Raw genomic sequence first — 12,962 nt, forward strand, 5'->3', positions numbered from 1 at the left:
TATATCCCACACCGCCCCCAGAGCTGGGGTCCGCCTTGCCCAAGTTTGAGAATCCTGTGATAAAGGAACTTATTGAGAAGTATAGGAGGCTCTGGGCCCTCAATCACGCCATGGCCCTGATGGGGTGGGACGAGGAGACATACATGCCGCCTAAGGGCGTCGAGGAGAGGGCCGTTGCCACGGCTGAGCTGAGGGCCCTCTACCAGGAGCTGCTCCTGAGCGACCAGTTCGTCTCCCTTGTAGAGAGGGCTAAGGCTCAGGAGAACCTTAACGACTACGAGAGGGGGGTGGTGAGGGTAGTCGACAGGGAGCTGAGGATAGCCAAGAGGGTGCCCCCGAGCCTGACCTACGAGATGGCCAAGACCTCCTCGGAGGCCTTCGTGGCCTGGAGCGAGGCCAAGAAGAGGTCAGACTTCAGCGCCTTTAAGCCGTACCTCCAGAAGCTCATAGACCTGAACAAGCAGATGGCGGAGAAGCTGGGCTACGACGAGGTGCCCTATGACGCCCTGCTAGACCTCTACGAGGAGGGCCTGAGGACCAGGGACGTCAAGGCCGTCTTTGACGTCCTTGGACCGGGCCTCAGGTCGCTGCTTAACAAGGTGATAAGCGACGGCTACTACACCGTGCCGAGCCCCCTGGAGGAGGCCAAGTATGACGAGAGCGCCATGAGGAGGGTCAACCAGAGGGTCCTAGAGCTCCTGAAGTTCCCTCAGGACAGGACGAGGCTTGATGTCAGCCCCCACCCGTTCACCACAAACATGGGCGTCAACGACGTCAGGATAACCACGAGGTACGAGGGCTTCGACTTCAAGAGGAGCCTCTTCAGCGTAGTCCATGAGTTCGGCCACGCAACCTACGAGCTCCAGGTGGATCCAGAGCTAGCCATGACCCCCATAGGTGGCGGCGTGAGCCTTGGGGTGCACGAGGGCCAGAGCAGGTTCTGGGAGAACGTGGTGGGCAGGAGCAGGGCCTTCGCATCCCTCGTAAAGCCAGTGCTCGACCAGGAGCTAGGGCTGACCAGGGGCATAAGCGAGGACGACCTTTACAGGTACTTCGCCACGGTAAGGCCGAGCCTGATAAGGACTGAGGCCGACGAGGTTACATATAACCTGCACATACTCCTGAGGTTCGAGCTGGAGCAGCTTATGATAAACGGCGAGGTGAAGGTGGACGAGCTGCCGGAGATGTGGAACGACGAGAGCGAGAAGCTGATAGGCGTGAGGCCTAAGAACGACGCCGAGGGAATACTCCAGGACGTGCACTGGGCCCACGGAACTATAGGCTACTTCCCGACCTACACGCTCGGCAACATAGTGGCCTCCATGATGTACTTTGCCTTCAACTCACGCGTCGGCGACATATATGACTACGTTGCCAAGGGCGACTTCGACACAATAAAGTCATTCCTGAGGGACCTGGTGCACAAGTACGGCGCTACCTACGCCCCGAAGGAGCTCCTGAGGAGGCAGCTCGGAGAGGAGTACAACGCCCAGAGGCTCCTGGACTACCTTTCATCTAAGTACCTTAAACACTGAGAGGATAGAAGAGCCCCGACCTTGAGACCGCGGGCTTTTGTACCGCCTAGTGCAAGGACAATGAAAAAATGTTTAACCTCAAAGGCATTTCGTGTGGCTTAAGCTATAGGCCTCAGTCGTACCAGGTCCTGGCCTGCTCCCTCATGAATGAGAGCAGGTAGTAGGGCCCTCCCGCGTTCCTGCCGGTCCAGCCTGAGCCCTTCCACCCGCCGAAGGGCTGCACGCCTGGCATCGCTCCTGTCGTGGAGCCCACGGTCCTGTTAGCGTAGGTGACCCCGGCCTCTATGTTGTTGAAGAAGTACTGGATCTCCTTCGGGTCCTCAGAGAATATCCCAGCGGTCAGGCCGTAGTCCACGTCGTTAGCATACCTTACCGCCTCCTCGAGGCCGTTCACCTTCATCACTAGGAGTATCGGTACGAAGAGCTCTACCTTCCAGAGGTCGCTTGTGTACGGCAGGTCCACCACCACCGTGGGCTCGACCAGGTAGCTCCTCTCATCATCAATTACGCGGCCGCCAACAAGTATCCTTCCGCCCTCCCTCTTGACCTGCTCTATGAACCTCCTGTACTTCTCGACAGCTGCCCTGTTTATTATGGGCCCAAGGAATGTCTCCCTCTTCCTCGGGTCCCCTATGACGGCCTTCTTAACCCTGTCGACGAGCATCTCGACGAACTTGTCGTAAACCGGGGCCTCAACAAAGACCCTGGCCGTGGCCGAGCACTTCTGTGCCCCGAAGCCGAAGGCCCCTCTGAAGACGCCCTCCACAGCCTTGTTAAGGTCGGCCTTGGCGGTCACTATGGTGGCGTTCTTGCCCCCAAGCTCAAGCACCGCGGGCCTCGGCCTTATGTTTATGAACTGCTTCAGCAGCCTCTGGCCAACCTCCTTGGAGCCCGTGAAGGCGAGGCCGTCAAGCTTGTTGTCAGTCTCGAGGTACTTAGCTATTACCTCGTTCTCAACCGTTATGTAGTTGACTACCTCCGGCGGGAAGCCGGCCCTCCTCATGGCTTCAACTATCCTGTAGGGCAGCAGCGGCGTGTGGGGCGACGGCTTCACCACGGCAGTGTTGCCCGTGATCACGGCCCCGAGGGTCATGGTAGTGGTGATCGACGCCGGGAAGTTGAACGGGGCCATTATTAGCCACGCGCCGTAGGGCCTCATCACGGAGTAGGCGTGCTCATTCTTGTATATGCGGCTCTCCATCTCCTTTACGAAGCCCCTGTTCTCCTCAAGTATGTGCGCGTAGTACGTGAAGTAATCTATGGTCTCGTCTATCTCTGCGACGCTCTCAAACCTGTTCTTGCCGTTCTCATAGGTCAGCAGCGCGGCCAGCTCAAACTTCTGCCTTCTGATCTCCTCCGCCGCCTTGAGTGACAGCTCGACCCTGTCCCTCCAGTCCACCGAGGACCACTCCTTGAACGCCGCCTTGGCAACGTCAACAGCGCGGGAAACGTCGTCAACGCTCCCTGACTGGAAAATTCCCACCACTATAGACATGTCTATGGGGGACCTCTCGACCATCTTCTTCTCAGCCTTGACCTCCTCCCTGCCTATTTAGAATTGGGTACTCCCTGCCCAGCTCCTCCTTCACCTTCTCAAGGGCGCTCTCGTAGAGCCTGTGGAATTCCTCCTCCCTGCCCTCGGCCACGTACCTGTTGTACGTGTTCTCATTCACGAATGGCATGGAGGCTCGCCGAGGGGCCAGGTAAGCCAAGGGGACAATAAGCTGGATAACCTTGAAAATATATACATACGGATCAAGAACCTTAGATGTATATTAATACAGTATTAAGATCAAGGCTAAGGGCTGTGGACCTCAGGGCTTACGTAAAAGGCTTGTAGTGGCAAGCCGAGGGTAGCTTTTAACTTTCCCTAAGGCTTTACTTTTGGCGCGCGGGAAGGGCCGGAGGGGCCGCCTCCCTCCCATAGCCCGAGGGCGCCACGCGGGGGCCAGTAACTCCGCCGCGGGCCGCGGGGCCAGGCCAAGGCTCCCGCGGTAACGGTGAGCGTCCAGCCCACGGGGTCAACGGTGGCCGAGCGCCCGCCGGAGGACGGGCGTTGACGGCCTCAGCCGGGCTAACCTGGCCAGGCCCGGAAGGGAGCAACCTAGCCCGGCCGTTGACGTTCGTGGTGACTGGGCGCAAGGAGCCGCGGGGTTAAAGCCTGACCTGGCTCTGGGAACGCGGCGGGGGTCCGCGCGCCCGCGGTGGAGCAGATGTCGCAGGAGCTTGATGGCATAAGGAAGCTGAGGTCGGGAGTGCTTTACATGATAATAGTGCCACTGCTGTTAATGATCCTGCCAGCCGTAGTGGGCCTGAGCTTCTTCACGTACAATCAAATCGTGGTCGAGCCCGGCATGGCGCACTTCAGGTACGCGGGCTACAGCGGGGCGGCCCTGGGGGCCCTCGTGGCTGCCGTGATAATAGGCGTCATATCGCTGCTCCTGATAGTCCTCGCCTTTGTTGACCTCAGGGAGGGCTTTGGCCTACTGAGCGCCGCCGGCAGGGGAGGCCTCACGGGGTCCGTGGGGGTCCTCGTGGTCCTGGTTGGGATACTGATAGTCATAGTTGGGGCCCTGCTGAGCCCCGTGGTGGGCCTCCTGCTTATAATGGCCGGCCTGGTGGTAATCGTGGCGGGGTACATATTCATAGGCATTGGCTTCTTCGAGGTCGGCTCATCCTACAACAGCGGCATACTGGAGGCGGGAGGCATCCTGGCCGCCATACCCCTGCTAATAACTAGCTTCATAGGTCTCATACTCTGCTACGTTGGCCTGGGCGAGGTTGAGAGGCGGCTAATGGAGCTCAAGGCGGGCCAGCCCAGCGCGGCACCTGCAGCGTCGCCTACCCTATGAATATGGGGGCCCCGCAGGGAGTCGGCTTAGCAGCATAGATGGCCTCTGTCAGGTCATTAGCTCCGTTGGACAGCGGGCAGAGGGGGTCCTCGGCGTAGGGGCTGCCGTGCCTTATGTAGGCCCTGGCCCTGCAGCCCCCGCACACATCCTTGAACCTGCAGCTCCCGCAGGCTCCCTGCAGGGAGTCCCTTAACCTTAGGGACCTGAACAAAGGACCGTTCCATATCTTTGAGGCAGGATCCCTGGCCACGTTGCCGGCCGATATCGGCAAGAACGGGCACGGCCACACCTCGCCGTCAGGCTTTATGTAGAATATCCCCCTGCCGGCGGCGCATCCATATACAAAGTACCTGGCGACGTTAAGAGGCAGGCCTGACTTGGAGACGAGGTAGGCGTAGTACCACGGCACCCCTATGGGGGCTATCACTAGGTTGGAAGTGCCCTGGAGCTCCGCGGCCCTCCTGACGACGTATACGGCCTCCTCTGGCGTGAGCGCGAGCCCCCTGTTCTCGCCGCCCCTGCCTACCGCCACGAACGTGTAAAGTAGTATGACGTGAGCGCCCATCCTGTCGACAAACTCCACTATCCTGTCAAACTCGTCTATGTTTAACTTTGATACTGTTATGTTCACCTGCAGGTACATGTTGTGCCTAAGCACGTTCTCCATGCCACTTATGGCGGCCCTCCAAGCGCCTGGCACCCCTCTGAACCAGTCGTGCCTGCCTGGGCTGAGGCTATCAAGGCTTATGGCGGCGCCTATGACGCCTGACTGTTCCATCCTCCTGGCGACCTCATCCGTTATCAGGACCCCGTTGGTCGCGTAGACCACGTTGAAGCCGAGGTCGCTGGCGTGCTGCGTGAGCAGGAATATGTCCTTTCTGACCAGGGGCTCCCCGCCAGTGAAGACAAGCGTTCTGAAGTCCTTAACTGATGTCAGGTTGTTAATAACCTGCAGGGCCCCCTCGGTGTCAAGCTCCCCTGGGTACTTGGCCCCTCCCCTTGCATGGCAGTGGAGGCACCTGAGGTTGCAGAGCGATGTAACCTCATACACTGGGTGAGGCGAGAAGCCGAAGCAGCTGAAGGCCTTGGCGCCGGCGGCAATCCTCAGCAGCCTGTCCAGGTCTTTGACCCACCTGCCGCTTATCCTCCAGCCCGTGGACCTATGAATGACGGTCAGGGCCCCAAGTTGCCTCAGCAGCAGGGTTGGAGGCATGAAGTAGGGCCTCACTACCTTGGCCAAGGGGCTCACCTTAGCAGTAGGGCAGGCGCTAGCACGAGGTAGGGGGCAAGGGCGTTAATTAGGACAGTCATAGCGCAAATCCTTTCCAGCGCCCCCTTGGTGTCGCTCAGCACGCCGCCCTCAAGCACCTTGGCCGTTGGGTAGGCTACGATAGCTGCCATTGCTGCCGCGGAAGCGACAGCAGCCCCTACGCCAGAGAGTTCGAGGGAGGCCACACCGGCAGATATTACGGCTAAAGACATTGCAATGACGTAGAGGTACCTGGCCCTTGCGGGGCTCAGCCTTACCACCAGGTTCCTCTTGTTTACCCTGAGGTCAGCTACGTAGTCAGGCACCTCGTTTATTATTATGACTGCGAACACCGTAAAGGCTGCTGGCAGCGAGATGAGGGTAGCGTCAAGGGTTATCCTGCCTGTGACTATATAGTAGGCGCTGACGGTGGCGAGCCAGCCATATGAGAAACCTATCAACAGCTCACCAAGGCCACGGTAGGCCCACCTGAGTGGAGGGGCCGAGTAGAAGACCCCTGCTATGACTCCTATAAACGCCATTATGATGAGCAGCGGCCTCTGCGCAAAGTACATGGCTAAGTAAACTGCTGTGAGGGCCGCAAAGGCAGCCAAGTCGCCGTAAAGCGATATCAGCCCAACCCTCCTTGACAGCAGCCCTCCTGAGAGCGCCCTGCTGCCGCCGCTGAACCTGTTAAAGTTGACGTTTATGACGTCCCCCTCATAGTCAAAGTACTCGTTTGAGTAGTAGGTCGCGAGCATTATCAAGGTTATTCCTGCAAGCCCCACGGCCTCAAGGCCGTAAAGCCTGAGGCCCTCCTGCTCCCATCCAAGCAGGAGGCCTGCGAGGAACGGTGAGAGCCCAGGCGTCAGGAACGGCAGCCTGCTGAGCATGAGGAACCCCTTAAGCTTCAGCCCTAGGTCCCTCAACGTTTCACCACCTCTCAGAGGATTTCACCACCTATAAGTGGTTTTGCGAGGCGCCCTCTGTGGTTAAGGGGAGGCCGCCGCTGGCTGAAGGGTTAATAGCCTGCCTAACTTCACAGCAGTGGGAGAAGCCTTTGGCTAAGCTGTTCGGCACTGACGGCATCAGGGGGATCGTGGGCGACCTCATGACTCCTACCTTCGCCCTGAGGATGGGGCATGCCATAGGCGCCTACTTCGGCCCCGGCTCCAGGGTGCTGCTGGCCAGGGACGCGAGGGCGGCCGGGGACGCCCTGGCCAGGGCGGTTGCCGCGGGACTCATGGCTGAGGGGGTGAAGGTGTATTACGCCGGCATGGTGCCCACCCCGACCATGCAGTACGGCGTCAAGGCGCTGGGCTTTGACGGGGGCGTCATGATAACGGCCAGCCACAACCCGAGGGAGTACAACGGGATAAAGGTCATCGAGCGCGACGGGGTTGAGATACCCCACGAGAGGGAGCCCATAATAGAGGAGTACTACTTCAAGGGCCACGAGGCCAACCTGCCCTGGAGGTCCATGGTCTACGACGTCACCGACGTGAGCCAGGTAGTCATAGACACTTACGTCAAGGCTGTGGTGTCCCAGGTCGACAAGGACCTGATAGCCAAGAGGAACTTCACCGTGCTAGTCGACTGCGCCAACAGCGTTGGGGCGGTCACGACGCCGCTCATACTTAGGGAGCTGGGGGTCAGGGCCATAACGGTGAACTGCAACCTTGACCCCGGCTTCCCGGGGAGGAACCCTGAGCCCAACGAGGAGAACCTGGCCCTGACGCTCAGGTTCGTGAGGGAGGCGGGCGTCAACATGGGTGTTGCCCACGATGGCGACGCTGACAGGGCTATACTGATAGACGAGAGGGGGAGGCTAATATGGGGGGACAGGGCGGGGGCCCTGCTGACCCGCTTCGTGGTCGAGAGCGGCAGATGGAAGGGCCTCCCTACGAGGACGTACACGGCGGTCTCCAGCAGCCAGCTGGTTGAGGAGTACCTGAAGCCTGTGGGCGTCGAGGTTAGGTGGACGCCCGTTGGCAGCGTCACCATAGCGAGGACCATATTAAGTGAGGGAGGCGCCATAAGCGGCTTCGAGGACAACGGCGGCTACATGCACGTGCCTCATCACACCGTCAGGGACGGGGGCATGACCACGGCCCTGGCGCTCTACATGCTGGCCCTGGAGGGCAGGAGCCTCGGGGAGCTCTACGACTCCCTGCCCCAGTACTACGCCATAAAGACAAAGGTTGAGGCCACCAGGGAGCAGGCCCTCTGCGGCGTCGAGGCCGTCAAGGAGGCCTTCTCGGGCTACAGGCAGATAACCATAGATGGAGTCAAGGTGATAGGCGACGACTTCTGGGTCCTGGTCAGGCCCAGCGGCACCGAGCCCATAATGAGGATATCAGTGGAGGCCAGGACCAGGGAGAGGGCCGAGGCGCTGGTCAAGCAGGTCGAGGACCTGTACAGGTCGAGGTGCGGGGGAGCAGGGAAGTGAGGTACTACTTCTTCGAGCTCCTGGCGTGCCCGGTCTGCAAGAGCCCTGACCTTGCCCTTGTCGAGTTCAGGGTGGACGAGAGCAAGGCTAACGTGGACCCAGCTAAGGTCAGGTGCAGGGAGACGTGCTACCTGCTCAGGAGGCCAGCCTCGCAGGTGCCCCTGGAGACCTGCGCCCAGTGCGTTAACAAGGACGTGATAGAGGGCGTGCTGGTCTGTAGGAGCTGCGGCAGGTGGTACCCCATAATTGACGGCATACCAAGGATGCTTGACGACAAGTTCAGGAAGGTCAAGGATGACGTGGCCTGGCTCACGTCCCACCTGGACAAGGTGCCCGAGGACGTGAGGAAGCTCATGAAGTGGCCCTCCCTCCCCTCCCAGTGAGCCCCTTAATAGACATTGACTGAACTATTGAGCCCACTGTTGGGTCCTCGGAGAGCGAGCTTATTACCGTGTCCGGGCTAACCGCCAGCTCGACGACCCTGGTCTTGCCGTACCTGCCCCTGCTTATCACCCTGCTGCTTATTATGCCAAGCATGTCAAGCTCCCCAAGGACGCCGCTGACCCTCCTCAGCGTAACCTCCTCAAGCCCAAGGGACGAGACCAGCTGCCTGTAGGTATCATATATCTCCCCAGTGGTGGCCCTGCCCTCCGGCGACGCAACGGAGGCCTTGAGTATAGCGGCCAGTATGAGCTTGCTGTGCAGGGGAAGGGTCCTTATGACGTCGCTTGCCTTGTCCCTCTCTATCTCCTGTCTGGCCCTGTAGACGTGGTTCTCGCTAACCCTCTCGGCCCCCTCCCTCTCTGCTATCTCGCCCGCAACCCTGAGCATGTCCAGGGCCCTCCTGGCGTCGCCGTGCTCCCTGGCGGCCAGGGCCGCCACAAGGGGTATGACGCCCTCCTCCAGCACGCCCTCGTTAAAGGCCATGGAGGCCCTCCTGGAAAGTATGTCCTTCAGCTGCTCCGCGTTATACGGCGAGAAGACCAGCTGCTCCTCGCCCAGGCTGCTCTTGACCCTGGGGTCCAGGGAGTCCACGAGCTTCACGCTGTTAGTTATGCCTATCAGGGAGACCCTGGCCCTCGGTAGGTGCTCGTTTATCCTCGTGAGGTCGTAGAGCACGTCGTCCCCCTTCCTGACTAGGAAGTCTATCTCGTCAAGCACAACTATGTAGACCCCCTCCAGCTTTGAGAGCCTCTTGACAATCCTTGCGAAAAGCTCCCCTATGGAGAGCCCCGTGAAGGGCACCCTGAGGCCCAGCTGCTCCCCCATGTCTGCTAGGACCTTGTACGGGGTCTCCCTCTGCCTCACGTTAACGTATATCCATGATACTCTGGAGCCCTTCGTCTTAGCCAGCTCCTCAAGCCTCCTCAGCACGTACTTGGTGACCGCGGTCTTCCCGGTTCCCGTGAGGCCGTAGATGAACGCGTTGCTGGGCCTCTCCCCCCTCAGCGCTGGCGCCACGACCTCGGCCAGCCTCTTTATCTCAGCCTCCCTGTGGGGCAGCTCAAGGGGCACGTAGTCAGGGAGCAGGACCTCCCTGTCCTTGAATATCCTGCTCTTCGTGGCGGCCTCAAATATGTTGTCGAGCTCGTCCAAGGGAAACACCGGCTCCAGAGGAAGCCTTGCAGGCTGCCGGTGAGCGGGGGTGGGCCGCGGTAACACAGGGGCGTCAGACTGAAGGGGCCCCTGCAGCTGGCCCAGACATAGGCTGCTGGGCAAAACGTGGCCACAGGCAGGCGGCCTAACTTGACGCGAAGGCTTCGTGGATGTTCCAGCCTTGAAGGCCTGCACCTCAGGGGGAACCCTTGTGCGACGTCAAAGGGCTCCTGGCCCTTAGTTGACAATAATGCCCAGCCCTAGTTGTCCTGTGTATGGTTAGGAGGCCCTGGTGGACCGGCCGGGACTTGAACCCGGGACCTCTCGGATGCCAACCGAGCGCTCTTCCAGCTGAGCTACCGGCCCACAGGGCCATTAACAATACTTCAAGGGAAGCATTAAAAAGCTTACAGCTGGAGCCCTGAAGAAGCTTTAGGTATAAAGATATTAAGCTGATCAAATATTTTAAAAAACATTTTAATAACTTAATTATATAGACTAAAAATACATCTTTGAAAAATGCTTTTAATTAAATAATAAAACTTTAAAAGTGTTTTATGAAAATTGCTTTCTTTTGTGAGGTGAATACAATGGCGAATCCAACTGTACCGCAGGAGGCTGAGGAGAAGAGAGACAGGGAGGCCTACTGGGCCATAAGCGGCGTCCTGCTGGCGCTCGCCATAATACTCCTTGGGCTTGGCCTCTACTTCCAGCTTGACCTGCACCACCAGCCTGCCCCGCTGCTCCTCGGCATACTTGCGGGCTTCGTGCTTGCCACCCCATTGGAGATCTGGAACTGGGGCGACCCTGACATAGTTTGGAGGGTCATGGCATTCCAGGACAGGTTCCTAATAGTGTGCTTCGGCTTCGCCATTGGGCTCGGCGCCCTGCTGCTCTACGGCCTCTACCTGATACCTGGCACAGCCCCCCACTTCGGCATCAAGGACTTCTTCGTGCCTGGCATCGTTGTTGGAGGCCTACTCTTCGGCATAGGCGTAGGCCTCTCTGGCTACTTCCCAGGGCTCATATGGATCAGCCTGGGCCAGGGGAGGAGGGACGCCATATACGCTGTTATAGGCGGCCTGCTCGGCGCCCTCACCTGGTCGCTGATATTCGGCGCCGCGAGGGGCTTCTTCTGGAACACCCTCAACTTCGGCCCAATAACCTGGGCCACCCTAGCTGGCTTCAGCATGTCTGACAGGCTCGGATACTTCGCCGTTGCAGTGGTGTTCTTCATCATAATGTTCAGCCTGTTCCTGTTCCTGCCCAGGTACCCTGGGCAGCCAGTGAGGCAGTCGTGCGGCTACCACCTCTCGGGCGCCAGCAAGGAGTCCGTGGTCTGGGAGGAGGTAGTGGCCGAGGAGATGAGGAAGTACCCCAGGGCCAACAAGTTCATAGCCAGGCTCACCAACGAGAGCAGCATAAGGAACTCCAGGTCAATTATACTGCTGGGCATAGCCTTTACGATAACCGCCGTGGCCGTTATCTACCTCAGGCAGATATTCGGCGAGTCAACGACGTACTCATGGATAGGCGCCCAGATAGCCTACGCCATCAACCCGAGGTGGGCCGCCGCCAACCCGTACTGGCAGCTCTTCGGAGGCCTCGGCTTCAAGAACGGAGTGCCCTATGACAAGCCCTTCAGCGAGATAGGCTGGGAGCCGTTCAGCGACCTCGGCACCTTCCTGGGGGCGCTGATAAGCTCGCTCTTCGTCACCAGGAGGTTCATGGGCTACAAGGGGCAGGTGCCAACCATATGGGCCAGGAGGTTCGGGAACAGCGAGGCCAAGAGGGCCCTCGGCAGCTTCTTTGGAGCCTACCTGGTGCTCTTCGGCGCCAGGATGGCTAACGGCTGCGCCAGCGGCCACATACTGAGCGGCAACACCCAGATGGCCATATCGAGCTTCGTCTTCATGATATTCGTGATGATAGGCGCCTGGATAACCCTCTACGGCGTGCTCGGCCTGAAGATAAACAAGTGGGGCTTCAGGAAGTAAAGCCCTGCTAGCAAACAGGGCTATCTTACCCTTTTCCTTTATTTTCCGTCAAACCTCCTGAGGCCCCTAGGGCGGACCTTGACTTCGCAGGAGCTGCCGCTCTACCTGGTGAAGTTCATCAGGGTGTTGAGCTCGGCCGCCGTCAGCGTCGTGACGCCCCTGTACCTGGAGTCCCTTGGACTTGGGCCGCTCTACGTGGGCGCCGCTATTGTGCTCATGGTTTTAGGCAACGTGGCGTCAAACCTAGTGGTGGCCAGGCTCCGCGGAGGGAGCCTCAGGCTAGCGCTAATGGTTATGTTCGCGATGACCGCCGCCAGCGGCGCTGCACTTTACGTCTCCAGGGACATAGCGGTCATAATGGTGTTCCTGGCGGTTGGCAACATAAGCTCCACGGGCACCGAGGCAGGGCCCTACCAGTCCGTCGAGGCATCCGTAATGCCGCTGGTCTCCGGGGACCCCCAGATGGCCTACACCATCTACAACTTCCTTGGCTACGCCGCCTCTTCGCTGGGCAGCCTGGCCGTGACGCCCCTCAGGGACCTCAGGGAAGCATACCTGGGCCTCGTGGCCTCAGGCCTTATGATGCTGGCCCTCTACTCCAGGCTTACAATGCCGGCCAGGAGGCCTGAAAGGAGGAGGTACTTCTCTGACGACAGGTCAAGGTCAACGGCCGCCCTGCTGGCGGCCATGTTTGCGGCTGACGCCTTTGGAGGAGGGCTTGTGTCGCTGTCCCTGCTCTCGTTCTGGTTCCACTACCGCTACGGCGTCGGCCTGGCCCAGCTTGGGCCGCTCTTCTCAGCCGCCTTGGCCCTAACCGGGGCATCCATACTGGCCACGTACCCCCTGGCAAGGCGGTATGGCAACCTTAACGTCATGGTGTTCAGCCACCTGCTGTCCAACGTCTTCCTCATAGACGTGGCGCTATCGCCCGGCTTCGTCCTGGCAGCGGCCATGTTGCTGGCGAGGCAGTCGCTCTCCCAGATGGACGTGCCGACGAGGCAGGCATTCATGTCTGAGGTGTTTCCAAGGGAGGACCTGGCGCCCGCCAACTCGCTAACTAACACAGCCAGGCTGCTCGCCTCCCTGCCTGGTGGCGCAGTGGTTGGCGCCCTGGTGAGCGTTGGGGCCGTTGAGCTGCCGGTGCTCCTGGCGGGGGTGATTAAGATAGCGTATGACGTCAGCCTCTACGCCAGGTTCAGGGGCCCTTACAGGGCAATAAGGTCCGCAGGGGGCTGTAGGCCTCATTGACTCTTTATGTATTTTTATACTTATTAATTTAGAAAG

Annotated in this window: 9 protein-coding genes, 1 tRNA gene, 1 other RNA gene and 1 pseudogene; 7 read left to right on the plus strand and 5 right to left on the minus strand. The window is 59.4% G+C overall.

Translation table 11 applies throughout. The annotated features are described in order from the left end of the window. Positions 1–35: 35 nt before the first annotated feature. On the plus strand, positions 36–1,535 hold the full coding sequence (locus ACZ5GQ_RS07170; protein ID WP_498856467.1) for a carboxypeptidase M32: 1,500 nt from the start codon (positions 36–38) through the stop codon (positions 1,533–1,535). Positions 1,536–1,647: 112 nt separating this feature from the next. Here the strand turns inward: ACZ5GQ_RS07170 and ACZ5GQ_RS07175 are convergent. After that, positions 1,648–3,217: pseudogene (locus tag ACZ5GQ_RS07175) on the minus strand (aldehyde dehydrogenase family protein). 206 nt (positions 3,218–3,423) lie between these two features. Here ACZ5GQ_RS07175 and ffs point away from each other — a divergent pair. Next, an RNA gene (gene ffs, locus ACZ5GQ_RS07180) (signal recognition particle sRNA) lies at positions 3,424–3,733 on the plus strand. A 15-nt stretch (positions 3,734–3,748) separates the two neighbouring features. Further along, positions 3,749–4,387: a DUF973 family protein gene (locus ACZ5GQ_RS07185; protein ID WP_498856468.1), complete on the plus strand. Its 639-nt coding sequence runs from the start codon at positions 3,749–3,751 to the stop codon at positions 4,385–4,387. On the opposite strand, the gene ACZ5GQ_RS07190 is transcribed toward ACZ5GQ_RS07185, so the two are convergent. Both ACZ5GQ_RS07190 and ACZ5GQ_RS07195 read right to left on the minus strand, forming a co-directional pair. Beyond that, positions 4,377–5,627, minus strand: a complete 1,251-nt coding sequence (locus tag ACZ5GQ_RS07190; protein ID WP_498856469.1) for a radical SAM/SPASM domain-containing protein — start codon at positions 5,625–5,627, stop codon at positions 4,377–4,379. The two genes, ACZ5GQ_RS07185 and ACZ5GQ_RS07190, sit on opposite strands and share 11 nt — an antisense overlap. 5 nt (positions 5,628–5,632) lie before the next feature. Further along, on the minus strand, positions 5,633–6,565 hold the full coding sequence (locus ACZ5GQ_RS07195; RefSeq protein WP_498856470.1) for a prenyltransferase: 933 nt from the start codon (positions 6,563–6,565) through the stop codon (positions 5,633–5,635). A gap of 131 nt (positions 6,566–6,696) precedes the next feature. Between ACZ5GQ_RS07195 and glmM the strand changes: the two genes are divergently transcribed. Then, positions 6,697–8,085, plus strand: a complete 1,389-nt coding sequence (gene glmM, locus ACZ5GQ_RS07200; protein ID WP_498856471.1) for a phosphoglucosamine mutase — start codon at positions 6,697–6,699, stop codon at positions 8,083–8,085. Beyond that, complete coding sequence (locus tag ACZ5GQ_RS07205) at positions 8,082–8,468, plus strand: Trm112 family protein (RefSeq protein ID WP_498856472.1); 387 nt, start codon at positions 8,082–8,084, stop codon at positions 8,466–8,468. The genes glmM and ACZ5GQ_RS07205 overlap by 4 nt, the downstream gene beginning before the upstream one ends. On the opposite strand, the gene ACZ5GQ_RS07210 is transcribed toward ACZ5GQ_RS07205, so the two are convergent. Together ACZ5GQ_RS07210 and ACZ5GQ_RS07215 are read right to left on the minus strand one after the other, a co-directional pair. Continuing rightward, complete coding sequence (locus tag ACZ5GQ_RS07210) at positions 8,437–9,690, minus strand: Cdc6/Cdc18 family protein (protein WP_498856473.1); 1,254 nt, start codon at positions 9,688–9,690, stop codon at positions 8,437–8,439. The genes ACZ5GQ_RS07205 and ACZ5GQ_RS07210 overlap by 32 nt on opposite strands. 281 nt (positions 9,691–9,971) lie before the next feature. Beyond that, positions 9,972–10,047 (minus strand) — tRNA-Ala (locus ACZ5GQ_RS07215). A gap of 224 nt (positions 10,048–10,271) precedes the next feature. Here ACZ5GQ_RS07215 and ACZ5GQ_RS07220 point away from each other — a divergent pair. Further along, positions 10,272–11,678 carry a YeeE/YedE thiosulfate transporter family protein gene (locus ACZ5GQ_RS07220; protein WP_498856474.1) on the plus strand — a complete coding sequence of 469 codons (1,407 nt, stop codon included), beginning with the start codon at positions 10,272–10,274 and terminating at the stop codon, positions 11,676–11,678. 78 nt (positions 11,679–11,756) lie between these two features. Next, positions 11,757–12,926 (plus strand): MFS transporter, encoded by a 1,170-nt coding sequence (locus ACZ5GQ_RS07225; protein ID WP_498856475.1) that lies wholly within the window; start codon positions 11,757–11,759, stop codon positions 12,924–12,926. Positions 12,927–12,962: the final 36 nt, after the last annotated feature.

The organism is Caldococcus noboribetus (assembly GCF_055389385.1).